This is a genomic window from Flavobacterium succinicans, assembly GCF_001662485.1.
Classification (GTDB): Bacteria; Bacteroidota; Bacteroidia; order Flavobacteriales; family Flavobacteriaceae; genus Flavobacterium; species Flavobacterium succinicans_A.
The window spans coordinates 92,673-110,569 of record NZ_JMTM01000070.1 but is presented as its reverse complement, the minus strand read 5'-3'; the positions used below and the strand labels follow the sequence as shown (position 1 = coordinate 110,569).

Here is a 17,897-nt window from a genome sequence, read left to right as displayed (position 1 = left end):
TTTTTTTTCTCTTTAACACTGAAGCATCAATCTGGAAAAACAAAGGTGTTTTCAGAAAAATCCAAAATCTCAGCCAACGCTGCATACTTTTTTATCTCCTCAATTCCTTTTATCAATCGCAACTCCGTAGTATATTTTCTACTGGTCGCCAAATGACGCTCACCCAACAAAAGCTTGAAAAAATATTGCCCCTTGGCAGATTTTACTTTTACAAAAACAGCCGTATCAATAGACGCCTTCAACAACACTATATCTTCTTCGCCCTCAAACTTCAATTCATAGCTTTGACTGGTAAAAATCACCTTTCCTTTACGCGAAGTAAAAACAAACTTATAGGTATCATTAAACCGTTTACTTACCACAAAAGCACCCATACACTTAATTTATACGTTAAAGATTTTAGAATCAAAATAATCCACTCACAGTGGACCAATGTTAGGATTTGTCATAAATAAAAAAAGCTCCAAACATAGTTTGAAGCTTTCTTGTACTCAGAGCGGGACTTGAACCCGCACGAACATTGCTGTTCACTGGATTTTAAGTCCAGCGTGTCTACCAATTTCACCATCCGAGCATTATGTGGTGTTTGAGCGAAAAACGGGGCTCGAACCCGCGACCTCGACCTTGGCAAGGTCGCGCTCTACCAACTGAGCTATTTTCGCGTTTCAAATTCTCAAAAGAACTGCAGTACTTGTTTCGTATTGCGGTGGCAAATTTAGCACAAATATTCAATAAAACAAGCCTTTTTTAGAAAAAAAATTCAATAAAAATATAACTTTCTGATAACCTATTCTTTACACTACAATTATTTTCGGCTCAACATTCGTTTTATCTCATTCAGCTTCATCAAAGCCTCCATTGGCGTTATCGAATTAATATCTAATTGTAAAATTTCTTCTTTAATCTCCTCCAACAAGGGGTCATCTAGATTAAAAAAACTCATTTGCATCTCATCTTTTGCGGCTTTGATTCCATTTAAAGCATCTCCTGAATGGTCTTTTTCTAGTTTCTTTAATATTTTCTGTGCTTTCAAAATCACCAACTGCGGCATTCCAGCCATTTTAGCTACGTGAATCCCAAAACTATGCGCAGAACCTCCTTTGACTAATTTTCGAATAAAAAGCACGGTATCTTTTAATTCTTTTACAGCGACATTATAATTCTGTATGCGCTTCAATGAATCGCTCATTTCATTCAATTCATGATAATGCGTAGCAAAAAGGGTTTTGGGTTGCGATGGATGCTCGTGCAAAAACTCAGCAATAGCCCAAGCAATAGAAATTCCATCATAGGTACTTGTTCCTCGACCGATCTCGTCTAAAAGCACCAAACTTCGATCTGAAATATTATTCAAAATAGAAGCCGTCTCATTCATTTCGACCATAAAAGTAGATTCGCCCATCGAAATATTATCTGAAGCTCCTACCCTAGTAAAGATTTTATCAACAATCCCCATTCTTACGCTATCTGCGGGAACAAAACTTCCCATTTGAGCCAAGAGCACAATCAAAGCCGTTTGTCTCAAAATAGCCGACTTACCCGACATATTGGGTCCCGTAATCATAATCAACTGCTGGGTATCTCTATCTAGGAAAACATCATTGGCGATGTAAGGCACTCCAACAGGCAATTGTTTTTCAATTACCGGATGACGACCGTTTTTGATATCCAACTCAAAGGTTTCATCCAATTCAGGGCAAACATATTGGTTTTCGATTGCCAATTGAGTAAAGGAACACAAACAATCCAACTGAGCTACCAAATTGGCATTCATTTGAACTGGTTTAATATAAGTTGAAATCCATTGAACCAATTGCTCAAAAATCTCTCCTTCGATTTTATGTATTTTTTCCTCGGCACCTAAAATTTTGGTTTCGTATTCCTTTAGCTCTTCAGTAATATAACGCTCCGCATTCACTAAGGTTTGTTTACGAATCCATTCGCTCGGTACTTTGTCCTTGTGTGTATTTCGAACTTCGATGTAATAGCCAAAAACATTATTAAAAGAAATTTTCAATGAAGAAATTCCCGTTCGCTCCGATTCTCTTTTTTCAATTCCTTCTAAGAATTCTTTTCCAGAAGTAGAAATCGCGCGTAACTCATCTAATTCTGAGTGTACACCAACCGCAATCGCATTTCCTTTGGCGATAGCCACTGGCGCATCTTGATTTAAGGTCGTTTTTATTTTCTCACGAAGCAAATCACAGCTATGCAAACTATCACCAATTACTTTTACAGCTTCTTGCGGACTTTGCAAGGCGATTGTTTTGATCGGCAAGATCGCATCTAAAGATTCTCTCAAATACACCACTTCACGAGGCGATACTTTGCCTGCGGCGATTTTTGAAATCAAACGCTCCAAATCAGAAATCTGTTTGATTTGATATTGTATTTGTTTTAAAACTTCTTGATTTTCTTTTAAATACGCCACTACTTGATGACGACTCTGAATTTTGGACGCATCCTTCAAAGGCAAAGCCAACCAACGCTTCAATAATCGTCCGCCCATAGGCGAAAGTGTTCGATCAATTACATCTAGCAAGGTCACAGCATTAGGATTATAACTATGATACAACTCTAAATTACGAATCGTAAAACGATCCATCCAAACATAAGCATCTTCCGCAATTCGTTGTATGGCCGTAATATGCTGTACTCTATTGTGCTGTGTTTCGGATAAATAATACAAAATAGCACCTGAAGCCACAATTCCTTCTTTCAATTCTTCGACACCAAAACCTTTTAAAGACGTAGTCTGAAAATGCTTCGTTAAGCTTTCAAACGCATAATCTTCTTTGTAAATCCAATCTTCAAGGTAAAAACTATGGTAATCGTCTCCGAAAGTTTCTCGGAACGTATTTTTGTTGTTTTTTGGCACTAAAACCTCACTAGGGTTGAAATTTTGTAATAATTTATCGATGTATTCTGCATTTCCTTGTGCGGTAAGAAATTCTCCTGTAGAAACATCCAAAAATGAAATTCCAATATTTTTATTGGTAAAATATACCGAAGCCAAAAAATTATTGGTTTTGGATTGCAACACCTCATCGTTCATAGAAACCCCAGGAGTCACCAATTCGGTCACGCCACGTTTTACAATCGTTTTGGTCATTTTGGGATCCTCTAGCTGATCGCAAATTGCGACACGAAGACCCGCTTTGACCAATTTAGGCAAATAGGTATTGATAGAATGATGCGGAAAACCCGCCAATGCCGTCTCCGTCTCAGATCCTGCACCTCTTTTAGTCAAAGTAATTCCGAGTATTTTGGAAGCACGAATGGCATCATCCCCGAACGTTTCATAAAAATCACCTACTCGAAACAACAAACAAGCATCAGGATACTTTCTTTTTATTTCGTTATATTGCTTCATCAATGGCGTTTCTTTCACGCCTTTTTCTTTTGCTGCCAAATTAGTGGGAATTAAATACTGTAAATATGACAGCGAATTTATAGATTTTAATGCGAATAATGAAGGGTTCAAAAATTAAAATTTTAAGCGAATTTTAAGCGCTGATTTGTATTTTTTGTATAGATTTGCTAGTATTTAAAATTAAATCATATGAAAAAAATATTTACCTTACTAGTAGTATTTGGCTTGGCAATAACTTCTGCCACAGCTCAAGAAACTTCCAAAAAAGCCAAAAAGGCAAAAACAACAGTAGCAAAAGTTAATGGCGCAGGTATGGTTTTCGATAGCGAAACTATTGATTACGGAACAATTGCGCATAATTCTGACGGAAAACGCGAATTTGTTTTCACCAACAACGGGAATGCTCCTTTGATCATTACCAATGCTCAAGGATCTTGTGGTTGTACTGTACCAAGTAGCCCAAAAGAACCTATCATGCCAGGTGCAAAAGGTGTTATAGGTGTAAAATATGCTACTGACAGAGTGGGCGCCTTCACTAAAACAGTTACTATTACTTCAAATGCGACTGGTCAACCAACAAAGATTTTGACAATCAAAGGAAATGTTTTACCTGACGAAGTAAAAAGCTAAAAAATATCAAAATTTCATTAAAAGCTTCCTTCCATTAGGAGGCTTTTTTTATTAAATCGACATTGCAATGAGAAAATTAGAGAATAGTGAACTCGAAAGAAAGTCTGTAGAGGGATTCAAAGAATCTAAAAAAACACCTTTAATTCTGGTCCTTGATGACGTGAGGAGTCTGCACAATATTGGATCTGTATTCAGAACCGCTGATGCTTTTTTGGTAGAAAAAATTATCCTTTGCGGAATTACTGCTACACCTCCCAACAAAGAGATTAACAAAACTGCTTTGGGAGCGACAGAAACTGTCGCTTGGGAACATTATGAAAACGTCTTGGAGGCCATAACTGCTCTAAAAAAAGACGACGTTATTACTTTGGCCATTGAACAAGTGGAAAGCGCCTTTTTTTTACAAAATTTCAAAATAGATCCTTCCAAAAAATATGCATTAGTTTTTGGTAATGAAGTACATGGCGTAGCTCAAGAAGCCGTAGCGCTTTGTGATGGCTGTATCGAAATTCCTCAATTAGGAACCAAACATTCTTTAAATATTTCGGTAAGTGCAGGCATTGTGGTTTGGGATTTATTCAAACAATATCACTATTGATTTCTTTATTGTTTGTTTTTTAAAAACTATAAAATTAGGCGCTAAATTCTTTTGTACAATTAGCAACCATTTGCAAATAATCTTATTTTTATAGAATGAAACAACACTTATTACTACTTTTCCTTTTTGTCTTTTGTTTTTTTCAATTTGGGCTTGCACACTCTACAATTCCTTCAAATGAAAAGAAACAAAAAAGAACTTTATCCAAAGCAGCCTGCATCAAAAAAACCGTTGCAAATATCGCCCCAACGCTTACCGCAACAGGCAATCAAACGTATTGCCCTCTTACCAACATTAACATTGTAACCAATATTAGCATCACAGATCCAGACGATACTAGCACAGAGGCCATTTATATTCAGATATCCTCAGGTTATAGTTTAGGGCAAGATGTGCTTTTTTTAAGTAATGTGTCTGCACATCCTGCAATTAAAAGTAGTTGGAATGCTGCTGAAGGAAAACTAACACTGAATAGTCCAACAGGAGTTGCTGTAAGTTACACGGATTTTGTTAACGCCATCAAGGATGTTCAATTCAACAACTCATCTGCAACTGCAGCTGGCAGTAGAAGTTTTTCAATTAGTATTGGTCAAGCCAATTATTTGCCAAGGAATGGACATTATTATGAATACGTTCCTAATGTTGGAATTACTTGGACAAGCGCTAAAGCCGCCGCTGAACTTCGAACTTATTATGGACTCAAAGGCTACCTAGCCACACTGACCGCTGCAGACGAAGCACAATTAGCAGGAAAACAAGCCCCAGGAGCAGGCTGGATTGGTGGAAGTGATGCTGAAACAGAGGGCGTATGGAAATGGGTAACTGGTCCAGAAGCCGGAACAATTTTCTGGAATGGAAACGCCAACGGAACCACTCCTAATTTTGCTTTTTGGAACACTAGCGAACCAAATCAATCCGGTGATGAAGATTACGCTCACATTACCGCACCAGGAATAGGAATAGCGGGTTCGTGGAATGATTTGTCCAATACTGGCGCCCCTAGTGGCGATTACCAACCCAAAGGATTTATTGTGGAATATGGAGGCATGCCAGGCGATCCAGTTTTACAACTTTCCGCCAGTACTTCGATAACTATTCCATCGATTCTAAGTACTACACCAGCCACAAAATGCGACCCTGGAAGTCTGATACTACAAGCCACCGCTTCTATTGGAACCATCAATTGGTACGATCAAAACTCAGGCGGGAATTTAATTGGCAGTGGCTCTAGTTTTACCACTCCATCTATAAACACCACTACTACTTATTATGTATCAACAACCTCTGGAGGATGTACTTCCAACAGAACAGCCGTTATTGCTACCATCAATTTGATTCCAACCATAACATCAACTAACTCTCCTGTAAGTCATTGCGGTCCCGCTGGAGTAACACTAACGGCAACGCCGTCCTCGGGAACGATTCATTGGTATGCCGATACCACGAGTACTACTAAATTAGGAACAGGAACGACCTATGTCACTCCATTTTTGAATGCGAGCACCACTTACTATGCCGAAGCAGTCAATACGAATTGTACCAACGGGACTAGAGTTCCTGTAGAAGTGAAAATTTACCCACTTCCAGCTGTTACGAATGAAGAAAAAATAATTTGTCAATCGAATCCTTTAACGCTTGATGCCGGCTTGAGCGGGATGTCTTATTTGTGGTCGACAGGAGCAACTACGGCAACCATTCAGGTGAATAATGTGGGTAATTTTTATGTTGATATTACTAGCCCTGCCCCTGAAAATTGTACGAGTAGAAAAAACTTTACAGTAATTCGGCAAATTGTTCCTGAAATAAAAGCAGTGGTTGTGAATGAAACCACGGTAACCATTGAAGTAACGAATACAGCACCTTATTTTGAATATTCTCTGGATAATATAAGTTATCAACCTTCGAATGTTTTTATAAATGTTCCCGCAGGAATTCAGACGGCTTATGTGCGAGATAGTAGTTTTTGTAATTGGGATCAAGAACAATTCATCGTTATTGCTCCCCCAAAATTTTTTACCCCAAATAATGACGGTTACAATGATGTATGGTATGTGAAAGATTTTGAAACCTTCCCAGAAGCGAGAATCACTATTTTTGACCGATACGGAAAATTACTGATTGAATTATCTCCTTCAAAAGTATCATGGGATGGCAGTTTCAATCAAAATCCTTTGCCCTCTACAGATTACTGGTATGTACTGAAACTAGATGATTCTGGGATTGAAAAAAGAGGTCATTTTTCTTTGAAAAGATAATACTCTTTGATGCTCTTACTTTGAAGCCAAATGCTAGCTTTTAGCCCCGATTGTAGTGGAAATCCTTATGACCCGGGGTTCGGGACATAAGATTGTAACGAAAAGCGGGAAACCCTGTTGCCAAAAAAAGCCTTTTCATCCGCTCCAAAAAAAAAAATGTAAAATCTACTTTATTGGATTTTCTTTTGAATTTCGTGCAGAACGTATAGATAATCGGATTGGTTTTTGACAAAGTCAAGATCTGAAACATCGATGATGAGTACATTCAAATCTTGCTGTGATTTGATGTAATCTAGATAACCAGTGTTGATTTTATCCAAGTAGTCTGCTTCGATGTTTTGCTCATAGCCTCTACCGCGTTTTTTAATATTTTGCAATAAACGCTGGGTGTTTTGATACAAATACACATACAAATCGGGTTTGGGCATTTCTTTATAAATGATGGAAAAAAGGGTGTGATACAAACGGTACTCGTCTTCTGCCAAAGTGATTTTGGCAAAAATTAGCGATTTGAAAATATGATAATCGGCTACGATAAAATCTTTGAACAAATCGAACTGCGCCAAATCATCGGACAACTGTTGGTACCTGTCGGCAAGAAAAGACATTTCGAGAGGAAAAGCGTAGCGGTTTTGATCTTTATAAAATTTTGGCAGAAAGGGATTGTCCGCAAAACGCTCCAATACTGTTTTGGCATTAAAATCTTCGGCAATTTTGCTAGTCAAGGTTGTTTTTCCTGCTCCAATATTACCTTCAAAGGCGATGTAATTGAATTTTTCTAGAGGAATACCGCTCAATGGTGCAGGGATGGTCGCTACGGCTTGGCATACACTTGTATCTGTCGTTTCGGAAATCAGTTCATTGATTGATTTTTTTAGCGTTGGGTGTATCCAATCCGACTGTATATCACGAAGTGGCAATAATACAAAATTGCGTTCCTGTAGCAACGGATGTGGTATGTTGAGCTTTTCGGTATCGAGCACCAAGTCATCAAAAGCAATGATATCGATATCTATTGTTCGAGATTGATAGCCTTGATCGCCTACTCGAACACGACCTAATTGTTTCTCAATTTTTAAAACCTGTTGCAATACTTTTACAGCAGAAAAAGAGGTATGAAGCCATAAGGCACAATTATAGAAAGAGTCGCTCACAAAGCCCCAAGCAGGTGTTTCGTAAACGGTAGAAATCTTGATAACCGTTCCTACTTCTTGATGCAACAATTGAATGCATTGTTGGAGTACTTCGAGGCGACTGCCTTGATTACTACCTAGTGATAAAATGACTTGATGCTGTGATTTCATATAAAATACAAAGTAAAGAAAAGAAAATTAGATTCACTATTTATAGCATAGCGGATTCAGGGAATTCTCTTTTAAAAAATTAGCAACGAATAGCAGAAATTGGCATTATTTTTATAGCTATTAAGTGTTCATGACATGAAAAGGCAGAGCAAACAAAAAACTGAAATAAATTAGTGTTTATCCGTTTTATGTATGTCGGAAATTTTAAAAGCGAATGCCTTGTGAACGGATTGCTTTGTCAAATGAAAAATACAGCTACATTTGTAACATTTAAAAAAGAATGTAGACTTACTTAATAAAAAATAACTAACTATGAGATTTTTAGGAAATATTTTAGCTACCGTTATAGGTATTTTTGTTTTTATAATGCTTTCTTTCTTTGGGATTATACTGATAGGAGTAATTTTCGGAGGAGATTCTGATACAGTTGAAGTAAAAAACAATTCTGTTATTGAATTGAATTTAGAAAGTATCGCCGATGATTATGCAGGTAAATACACCGATCCATGGATAACAGCCTTTTCTGAGCGTAAAAAAATTGGTTTAACCGATGTAATCAATGCCATTGAAGTTGCAGAAACAGATGTTGACATCAAAGGAATTTCTATTTTGAACACCAATTCTGGTTTAGGAATGGCACAAAGTAAAGAATTGAGAGATGCCTTGGAACATTTCAAAAAATCAGGAAAATTTATCCTTTCGTATTCTAATAGCTATTCTCAAAAAGAATACTATTTGAACTCTGTAGCCAACACCCTGTATCTGAATCCGATTGGCGAATTAGACTTTAAGGGTTTATCTACCGAAGTAATGTTTTTTAAAGACTTTCAAGAAAAATCAGGATTAAAAATGGAAGTTATTCGTCACGGAAAGTACAAAAGCGCCGTGGAACCTTTCCTAGAAAACAAAATGAGCGACGCTAATAGAGAACAAACCACAGCTTTATTGAACTCTATTTGGGAAAGTATTGTTACCGATATTTCAAAAAGCAGAAACATTTCTGTGGCTAAACTGAATGAAATCGCCAATGGTCTTTTGGCAAGAACTCCCGAAATGGCCAAAGCACAAAAATTAATCGATGTCATTGCCTATGAAGATGTCTACCACGATGCCATAAGAAAAGCGTTGAAAGTAGCCAAAGACGAAGATTACAATAGCGTTTCGATAGAAGATTATACACAAAAAACAAACACCACATCTATCAACACGGATACTAATGACGCTATTGCGATTATTTATGCTCAAGGCGAAATTGGAAGTGGCGAAGGAGATGTAAACGAAATTGGAGAAGGATCTATGCGTCGTTCACTTCAAGAGGCTAGAAAAAACGAAGATGTAAAGGCAATCGTGTTGCGAATTAACAGTCCTGGTGGAAATGCCTTAACTTCTGACTTAATTTGGAGAGAAATAGAATTGACCAAAAAAGTAAAACCTGTCGTTGTATCGATGGGTAATTATGCCGCTTCGGGTGGGTATTATATTGCATGCAACGCCAATACTATTTTTGCCGAAAAAAATACGATTACAGGTTCGATTGGTGTGTTTGGAGCGTTACCAAATTTTTCAGTAGCTGCCAATCGATATGGTATCAATTCAGAACAAGTAAGAACACACGAAAACGCCTCGAACTATAGTCCGTTTGTACCAATGGATGAAAAATTCAAAGCGGTGACTTTGGAAGGAGTGGAACAAATCTACAATACGTTTATAGGGCATGTTGCGCAAGGCCGAAAAATGACTCCGGCACAAGTAGACGCCATAGGACAAGGCCGTGTTTGGACAGGATCAGAAGCGGTAAAAATTGGACTGGTAGATAAGATTGGAGGCTTAAAAGAAGCTTTAGCGGAAGCAGCACGTTTGGCTAAAATCAAATCTTACAGCACTTTAAACTATCCTGAGTTCGAGAAAAATTTTGAAGACATGTTTGCTAACTTCCCATTTGCAAAATCAAAAGCTACTTTTATAAAAGAAGAAATTGGCGAAGAAAATTACCGACTATTGCAAGACGTAAAACGCTTTCAAAATCGCAAAGGAATTCAAGCTCTGATGCCTTTTGAAATTACTATTCAATAAAAAAATAAAAGATATAAATCAATCCGTTTAAGTATGCCTTAAACGGATTTTTTGTTTTAGAATGAGTATTTTAGTTGGTTACAAAAATTACAAATGTTGTTTTTTAGCCCCGATCGTAGTGGCATCCTTTGCCTTTTTTCTTTAAAAAGGCAAAGATATAACGGAGAGCGGGACGATGCTGGCAAGAATGCCTATTCATGCTGCTCTAAATAAGCTGCATTTTTTTTACTGCATTTCTATCCGAACAATATAGCCTTCGTAACTGCGAACGTTAAAAACGGTTCCGTCTGCAAACAATAAATACTGCCCTTTTATACCCACGAGTTGGCCTTGATAAAATGGTGTTTTGTCTAAATTCAAACTGTTCACTTTGGTGGGATAAACTACAACTGGATAATGCATAGCCGTCTTTTCGTTTTTTTCTAAACTAAAATATTCTTGAACTTCATCGGGAAGCCAAGCCTGTACTTTTGCCTTTTCTTGAACCAAATCTACGGCGTCATAAGTATTGGTCAGCATTTTTCGCCAGTTGGTTTTGTCTGCAAAATGATTTTTTAGCGCGACCTCTGTAATTCCTGCTAAATATCGATTGGGAACCTCCACGATGACGATGGCTTCTTCAGCGCCTTGATCAATCCAGCGGGTGGGCATTTGGGTTTTGCGCGTGACACCCACTTTGACTTCACTTGACAAAGCCAAATAAACGATATGAGGTTGTAACTGCACCTTTTGTTCGTAAGCTAAATCTCTGTCTTCTATGCCTAAATGTGCGGTACTTAACTCGGGTTTCATAATCCAATCGCCTACTGCTGGACTGGAATAAAAACAGTCGTAACAAAATCCTTGTCTAAAAATTTTTTTCTTTTTTCCGCAATTCAAACATTGATACCCTTGAAATTGAATACTAATTTCTTTATTCAATAGCTGGTTCATGTTTAAAAAACTCGATTCAAAAACCAAATAATATTGAATGGGATTTCCTATTTCGGTTGGCATTTTAGAGAGTACTCCTTCGTATATCATTTGGGATGGTTGATTTAGATTAAGATTTTACTCCCAATTAACATGTTTTTGTATCAGAATATTTAACAACTAATGAGCTAATTTTTATAAAAAACACTATTTTTGGGATTACCGCAAAGTTAGTATTTGAATCGATATTTTCAAATCAAATTACCGCGATCTAATTTCTAAAACAATATATTTTCATGCCTTTATCCATTATCAACTCCATCGCTTCTTGGTTTTTAAAGCAACGCATTCATCAAATTGAATTGTTTTTGAAGTACCCCAACGAAGTTCAAGAAGAACTGCTAATGAATTTGCTTCGCTCTTCTGAAAACACATTGTTGGGAAAGCAATATGAGTACAGTTCCATAAAATCATATGCCCAATTTGCGGAACGTATTCCGATTTCGAGTTATGAGGATTTGGAACCAATGATAGAAAGAACACGTCAAGGCGAACAAAATGTGCTTTGGGAGACTCCCATAAAATGGTTTGCTAAATCGAGCGGAACGACTAATGCTAAAAGTAAATTTATCCCAGTAAGTACAGAAGCGCTAGAAGATTGCCATTACAAAGGCAGTAAGGATTTATTATGCTTGTACCTCAACAATAATGAGGATTCGGAGCTGTTTTTAGGAAAAAGTCTTCGCTTAGGCGGAAGTTCTCAAATTTATGAAAATAACAATACTTTCTTTGGCGATTTATCAGCGATTTTGATAGAAAATATGCCAATTTGGGCCGAATTTAGTAGTACACCAAGTAACAAAATTTCATTGATGAGCGAATGGGAATCTAAAATGAATGCCATCATCAAAGAAACTGTTAATGAGAATGTAACTAGTTTTGCAGGTGTGCCTTCGTGGATGTTGGTTTTGATGAATAAAATTTTAGAAGAAACAGGGAAAAACAATTTAGTAGAATTATGGCCTAATCTAGAAGTGTATTTTCATGGTGGCGTGAGTTTTGATCCGTATCGCGAACAATACCATAAGATTTTGCCCAAAAACAATTTCAAGTATTACGAAATATACAATGCTTCCGAAGGCTTTTTTGCTATTCAAGACTTAAATTATTCAAGCGATTTGTTGTTGATGTTGGATTATGGTATTTTTTATGAATTTATTCCGATGGATACTTACGGTACTTCCAACCAAAAAGTAGTGCGTTTGGCCGATGTGGAATTATTTAAAAATTATGCCATGGTTATCACTACTAATGGCGGATTATGGCGTTATTTGATTGGCGACACTGTTCGTTTTACTTCACTAAACCCCTACCGAATAAGGGTAACTGGAAGAACTAGACATCACATTAATGTTTTTGGCGAAGAGTTAATGGTCGAAAATACGGATCAAGCCTTGGCAAAAGCCTGCAAAGCGACTCAAGCTGAAATTGTAGATTATACGGTGGCACCTATTTTTATGGAAGGCAAGCAAAAAGGAGCACACGAATGGATGATTGAATTCAAAACTCCACCACAAGACTTGATGCATTTTCACCAAGTGTTAGACAATACGTTACAATCTTTAAATTCTGATTACGAAGCCAAACGCTACAACAACATGACCTTAAACCCTTTGGTCATTAATGTAGCAAGAGAAAATCTGTTTTATGACTGGCTGAAACAACGCAATAAAGTGGGCGGGCAAAACAAAATTCCACGTCTTTCTAACCAACGAGAATATCTGGAGCAATTGAAGGAATTACAAAATTAATATGTGTACCAAAATGCCTAATTTCATTAAAAAAATTAGGCATTTAATTTAAGTACAATAAATATCAATTATTCTTTTATCCCTCCTTAACTTCATCAAAATTAACCATCCAATTTACCCCAAATTTATCAGTACACATTCCGAAATACGCTCCCCAAAAAGTATCGGTCATAGGCATCGATATTACACCATTTTCAGATAAACCATTAAAAAACCTATCAGCTTCTTCACGACTCAAGGCATTGATAGACACCGACATATTTTGCCCAAAAGTAACTGCACCCGAAGCACTATTACTATCGCTTCCCATTAAAACCGAATGAGCGCCTATAGGTAAAGAAATGTGCATAATTTTGTTACTGTCTTCCTCAGACAAAGAAGGATTTCCATCACTTTCAGGCATTTCTCCGTACCTGCCCACATAAGGAAACTCGCCACCAAAAACAGATTGGTATAACAAAAAAGCTTCTTCACAATTGCCATTAAAAATTAAATAAGGATTGATTGCTGTCATAATTATATACTATTTAGTTTCTGAAAGTTGTTTTAAGATGGCTAAACCTTTTGGAAAAGTATCTTCAAAATACTGCTGATATTGCGCTAAACAATCCATTGTTGTTTCTAGCATAACCCCATTAGGTGTTGTTGTTAATCGATACGTTTCCATAGCACCCGTCCATACTTGAGTCGCTTCATCTATAGGCATTTCCTGAAAATTTTTCAATTCTCCCAAATGCTTAAAAGCCATAAACTCATATTCTTGTTTTGTTTGAATAAGGCTATTCATTCCTTCGCCAGTGGGAGATAGAAAATGAATTTTACTTCCCTGTTCCCAATCACTAACAGCATAAGTTCCTTCACAAAATGCTGACGTCCATTGTCTGTAAGTAGCATCATCCCATAAAACGGTCCAAATTTTTTCTTTTGGTGCCTGAATCAAAATTGAAAAATGTAATGTTTCCATAGTTTTATCATTTACCCTAACCGATTGACAACAATAAAGTTACCTTTTTAAATTAACTCCCTATTAAAAAAACATAACTTTTCCTTTGATTTTTTTACAATAGATAGTAATTTCGGCACCTCTCGGGATGTAGCGCAGCCTGGTAGCGTACTAGCATGGGGTGCTAGGGGTCGCTGGTTCGAATCCAGTCATCCCGACTTCTTTAAACCAAAAATCCCTTTTACCAAGTGTAAATGGGATTTTGTTTTTCTACAAATAAATCAAAACTTACTATAACCTAGTTTTATCATTTTTGTCAAATCGAGCGCAGTCGAGATTGATTGTTCTCGACTGCGCTCGAACTGACAAATACAAGTTTGTATTGCAACCACTATTCCTGCATCATATCGATGTGTCGGTCATGATAACCTAATAAATACAAAACTCCATCGAGACCTAAACTCGATATGGAAGTTGAAGCACTTTCTTTTACTTTTGGTTTAGCATGAAAAGCTATTCCTAGTCCGGCTAAATTCAACATAGGTAAATCATTGGCACCATCACCAACAGCTATGGTTTGGTTAATATGAATGCCTTCTTTTTCAGCAATTGCCTTTAAGTATTCGGCTTTCTTTTGACCGTCTACGATTTCTCCTAAATAATTGCCCGTTAACTTACCATCTTTAATTTCTAATTGATTGGCATACACATAATCGATACCCAATTCTTTTTGCAGATATTCGCCAAAATAAGTAAAGCCTCCGGATAGAATAGCTGTTTTATATCCATAATACTTCAAGGCTTTCATCAAACGATGCGCTCCTTTGGTAATGGGAAGATTGATGGCTACATTTTGCAAAACTTCTTCGCTTAAGCCTTCTAAAAGCGCCATTCGTTTTTTGAAACTTTCGCTAAAATCAATTTCTCCATTCATAGCCGAGTCAGTAATCGCTCTTACCTCTTCCCCTACTCCAGCCAACTCAGCCAATTCATCAATCACTTCGGTTTGGATTAATGTTGAATCCATATCAAAACAAACCAAGCGACGGTTACGACGGTACATATTATCCTCTTGAAAAGAAATATCTACATTCAAATCGCGGGACACGTCCATAAAACTTGAGGTCATTCCGGTTTTATCTAATAAGCTTCCAGTAACGGATAATTGAATACAAGAACGGGGATATTCTTCTTTTTCGACCACCGAGGCTCTTCCCGTTAATCGTATGATTGAATCAATATTTAGTTTGTTGTTGGATAAAATTTGAGTCACTGCGGATAACTGAACCGCAGTCAATTCTTCACCCAACACATTGATGATATAGCGTTGTTTGCGTTGGCCTTTCACCCAATTTTCATAGTCTTCAATAGTAACAGGAGTAAACTTAACTTTGATTCCCAGCTCATATCCTTTAAATAATAGATCTTTCAAAACCGGACCTGAATTCGACCCCTTCTCAATTTCGAATAGAATACCTAAAGACAACGTATCGTGTATATCCGCTTGGCCTATATCCAAAATAATAGCTCCATAAGTAGCCAAAATAGAAGTTAAGCCAGCGGTTACTCCTAATTTATCCTGACCTGAAACTTTTAATAAAATGATTTCTTTTGCTACTACTGCCATTTTTTGAAAGATTTAATGAGTGCCAAAAATCGGGATTCTTATGTTGAAAAGAAAGGACTTTCGTGTTTTTATCAAAAGTGGAAAGAATGTTTTAAACCATCTACGTTTATGAATAAATCCGAAACAAATGACCTCTTTTAAGACCAAATCATTAACGAATAAAGCTCAAAAACGAATGTTTTTGAGCTTTATTTTACTTTTTATTGCGCTTGAAATTACTTAAGAAGCTATCTCCAAACGTTTCAATAAGTTTTTATTTAAAGTTTCTTGCGCATAGTCTTTATCGATGGCTAATACTTTATCGTCTGAACTTGGTAATTCATACATCGCATCGGTTAAGACGGCTTCGCATAAAGAACGTAATCCACGAGCACCCAATTTATATTCTAAGGCTTTGTCCACAATAAAATTCAAAGCTTCATCTGTAATGCTAAACGCAACGTCATCCATCAAGAATAACTTTTCATATTGTTTGATTAAAGCATTTTTAGGCTGTGTCAAAATCGCTCTCAAAGTAGCTCTATCCAAAGGATCCATGTGTGTTAACACCGGCAAACGACCGATAATTTCAGGAATCAGACCAAAATCCTTAATGTCTTTTGGAATAATGTATTGTAACAAATTGTCTTTGTCGATATTATCCTCATTTTTAGAAGTTGAATAACCAACCGCTTGACGATTCAAACGTTTTGAAATAATTCTTTCGATTCCATCAAAAGCACCACCAGCAATAAACAAAATGTTTTGAGTATTTACTTCAACAAATTTTTGATCAGGGTGCTTACGACCACCTTTTGGCGGAACATTTACCACGGTTCCTTCTAACAATTTCAATAAAGCTTGTTGAACACCTTCACCAGAAACATCACGAGTTATAGAAGGATTATCGCTTTTACGGGCGATTTTATCTATTTCGTCAATAAATACAATACCACGTTCGGCTTTGGCTACATCATAATCGGCATCTTGTAATAAACGCGTCAAGATACTTTCTACATCTTCCCCTACATAACCCGCTTCTGTCAAAACAGTCGCATCGACAATCGCTAAAGGCACGTCTAACATTTTGGCAATACTCTTGGCTACCAATGTTTTTCCGGTACCGGTTTGGCCGACCATAATGATGTTACTTTTTTCGATTTCTACTTCGTCGTCTAATTGCTGTTGCATCAAACGCTTGTAGTGATTGTACACCGCAACCGACATCACTTTTTTGGTTTGCTCTTGACCAATAACATATTGATCCAAAAACGCTCTAATTTCTTTTGGTTTTTTCAAAATCAAATCGCCTACTAACTTAGAGTTACCGTTTGATTTTAATTCTTCGAGAACAATTCCGTGCGCTTGCTCGATACATTTGTCACAAATATGTGCATCTATACCCGCAATCAATAAATTGGTCTCTGATTTTTTCCTTCCGCAGAAAGAACATTGTAACTGTTGTTTTGCCATCTTTTTTTTAGTGGTCAGTGGTCAGTGCTTAGTCATCAGTATCGGTTTTACAAGAAATTGTTAGTATTAAAAACACAAAACTCATTCTTAAAACTGAATACTAAAAACCTGAACACTGAATACTAATTTAACTTCTTCTTAAAACTTCATCTATCATTCCGTATTCTTTGGCTTCATCAGAAATCATCCAATAATCGCGCTCGCTATCAGCATATACTTTATCAAAAGGTTGTCCTGAATGGTGTGAAATGATTTTATACAATTCATCTTTCAATTTCAACATCTCGCGTAAGTTGATCTCCATATCAGAAGCTACTCCTTGTGCTCCTCCAGAAGGTTGGTGTATCATTACACGTGAATGAGGCAAAGCCGAGCGTTTTCCTGCAGCACCCGCACATAATAAAACCGCTCCCATAGAAGCAGCCATACCCGTACAAATAGTCGCTACATCAGGTTTGATGTATTGCATAGTGTCATAAATTCCTAAACCTGCATAGACGCTTCCTCCTGGTGAATTCAAGTAAATTTGAATGTCTTTGGAAGCATCGGCACTTTCTAAAAACAACAATTGTGCTTGCACGATATTAGCAATTTGATCGTCTATTCCTGTTCCTAGAAAAATAATTCTGTCCATCATTAATCTAGAGAAAACGTCTAACTGCGAAATATTCAACTGGCGTTCTTCTATAATATAAGGAGTCATATTGGTTGGATTCATTGCCGCAACGATTTTATCGTAATACATGGCATTAACTCCTTGGTGCTTTGTAGCAAATTTTTTAAATTCTTTACCGTAGTTCATTTTTATTTAGTTTAAAGTTTAAAAGTTTAAAAGTTTAAGGTACAATCTATAAATCCTTATTTTTAAACAAAAGAGCGTCAAAGAAAAATTCTTTTGACGCTCAAATATAACTATTTT

14 protein-coding genes and 3 tRNA genes are annotated in these 17,897 nt (G+C 36.8%); 6 read left to right on the top strand and 11 right to left on the bottom strand.

Annotated elements, in window-relative coordinates; genetic code table 11:
- Positions 1–26: 26 nt before the first annotated feature.
- The 4 genes from FLB_RS12995 to mutS all read right to left on the bottom strand — a co-directional run bounded on the left by FLB_RS12995 (position 27) and on the right by mutS (position 3,412).
- Positions 27–374, bottom strand: a complete 348-nt coding sequence (locus FLB_RS12995; protein ID WP_064716385.1) for a DUF1508 domain-containing protein — start codon at positions 372–374, stop codon at positions 27–29.
- A 114-nt stretch (positions 375–488) separates the two neighbouring features.
- Positions 489–574, bottom strand: a tRNA-Leu gene (locus tag FLB_RS12990).
- Between the two features lie 15 nt (positions 575–589).
- A tRNA-Gly gene (locus tag FLB_RS12985) sits at positions 590–662 on the bottom strand.
- Between the two features lie 143 nt (positions 663–805).
- The gene (gene mutS, locus FLB_RS12980) at positions 806–3,412 is read right to left on the bottom strand and encodes a DNA mismatch repair protein MutS (protein WP_064716384.1); all 2,607 of its coding nucleotides are present in this window, start codon (positions 3,410–3,412) and stop codon (positions 806–808) included.
- Positions 3,413–3,562: 150 nt separating this feature from the next.
- Here mutS and FLB_RS12975 point away from each other — a divergent pair, with 150 nt between their 5' ends.
- From FLB_RS12975 to FLB_RS12965, 3 genes are all read left to right on the top strand, one after another.
- The gene (locus FLB_RS12975) at positions 3,563–4,003 is read left to right on the top strand and encodes a DUF1573 domain-containing protein (protein WP_064716383.1); all 441 of its coding nucleotides are present in this window, start codon (positions 3,563–3,565) and stop codon (positions 4,001–4,003) included.
- A 67-nt stretch (positions 4,004–4,070) separates the two neighbouring features.
- Positions 4,071–4,601, top strand: coding sequence for an RNA methyltransferase (locus FLB_RS12970; protein WP_064716382.1), 531 nt, complete (start codon positions 4,071–4,073; stop codon positions 4,599–4,601).
- 95 nt (positions 4,602–4,696) lie between these two features.
- Positions 4,697–6,856 (top strand): T9SS type B sorting domain-containing protein, encoded by a 2,160-nt coding sequence (locus FLB_RS12965; RefSeq protein WP_082923294.1) that lies wholly within the window; start codon positions 4,697–4,699, stop codon positions 6,854–6,856.
- Between the two features lie 170 nt (positions 6,857–7,026).
- Here FLB_RS12965 and folK read toward each other — a convergent pair whose 3' ends face one another.
- On the bottom strand, positions 7,027–8,160 hold the full coding sequence (folK, locus tag FLB_RS12960) for a 2-amino-4-hydroxy-6-hydroxymethyldihydropteridine diphosphokinase (RefSeq protein ID WP_064716381.1): 1,134 nt from the start codon (positions 8,158–8,160) through the stop codon (positions 7,027–7,029).
- Positions 8,161–8,472: 312 nt separating this feature from the next.
- Here folK and sppA point away from each other — a divergent pair, with 312 nt between their 5' ends.
- Positions 8,473–10,233 (top strand): signal peptide peptidase SppA, encoded by a 1,761-nt coding sequence (gene sppA, locus FLB_RS12955; RefSeq protein WP_064716380.1) that lies wholly within the window; start codon positions 8,473–8,475, stop codon positions 10,231–10,233.
- A 225-nt stretch (positions 10,234–10,458) separates the two neighbouring features.
- Here the strand turns inward: sppA and FLB_RS12950 are convergent, their stop codons facing one another.
- Positions 10,459–11,256, bottom strand: coding sequence for a DUF2797 domain-containing protein (locus FLB_RS12950; RefSeq protein ID WP_064716379.1), 798 nt, complete (start codon positions 11,254–11,256; stop codon positions 10,459–10,461).
- Between the two features lie 185 nt (positions 11,257–11,441).
- Between FLB_RS12950 and FLB_RS12945 the strand changes: the two genes are divergently transcribed.
- Entirely contained in the window at positions 11,442–12,956 is a 1,515-nt protein-coding gene (locus FLB_RS12945; protein ID WP_064716378.1) for a GH3 auxin-responsive promoter family protein, read from the top strand.
- Positions 12,957–13,032: 76 nt separating this feature from the next.
- On the opposite strand, the gene FLB_RS12940 is transcribed toward FLB_RS12945, so the two are convergent.
- Together FLB_RS12940 and FLB_RS12935 are read right to left on the bottom strand one after the other, a co-directional pair.
- A complete protein-coding gene (locus FLB_RS12940) occupies positions 13,033–13,470 on the bottom strand; it encodes a VOC family protein (RefSeq protein WP_064716377.1) in 438 nt (145 codons plus the stop codon).
- Positions 13,471–13,479: 9 nt separating this feature from the next.
- Positions 13,480–13,920 carry a hypothetical protein gene (locus FLB_RS12935; RefSeq protein WP_064716376.1) on the bottom strand — a complete coding sequence of 147 codons (441 nt, stop codon included), beginning with the start codon at positions 13,918–13,920 and terminating at the stop codon, positions 13,480–13,482.
- Between the two features lie 123 nt (positions 13,921–14,043).
- Between FLB_RS12935 and FLB_RS12930 the strand changes: the two genes are divergently transcribed.
- Positions 14,044–14,117 (top strand) — tRNA-Pro (locus tag FLB_RS12930).
- Between the two features lie 173 nt (positions 14,118–14,290).
- Here FLB_RS12930 and serB read toward each other — a convergent pair.
- The 3 genes from serB to clpP all read right to left on the bottom strand — a co-directional run bounded on the left by serB (position 14,291) and on the right by clpP (position 17,780).
- Positions 14,291–15,526, bottom strand: a complete 1,236-nt coding sequence (gene serB / locus FLB_RS12925) for a phosphoserine phosphatase SerB (protein ID WP_064716375.1) — start codon at positions 15,524–15,526, stop codon at positions 14,291–14,293.
- A 219-nt stretch (positions 15,527–15,745) separates the two neighbouring features.
- Positions 15,746–16,978 (bottom strand): ATP-dependent Clp protease ATP-binding subunit ClpX, encoded by a 1,233-nt coding sequence (gene clpX / locus FLB_RS12920; RefSeq protein WP_064716374.1) that lies wholly within the window; start codon positions 16,976–16,978, stop codon positions 15,746–15,748.
- A gap of 127 nt (positions 16,979–17,105) precedes the next feature.
- Entirely contained in the window at positions 17,106–17,780 is a 675-nt protein-coding gene (clpP, locus tag FLB_RS12915) for an ATP-dependent Clp endopeptidase proteolytic subunit ClpP (protein WP_064716373.1), read from the bottom strand.
- Between the last annotated feature and the right edge of the window lie 117 nt (positions 17,781–17,897).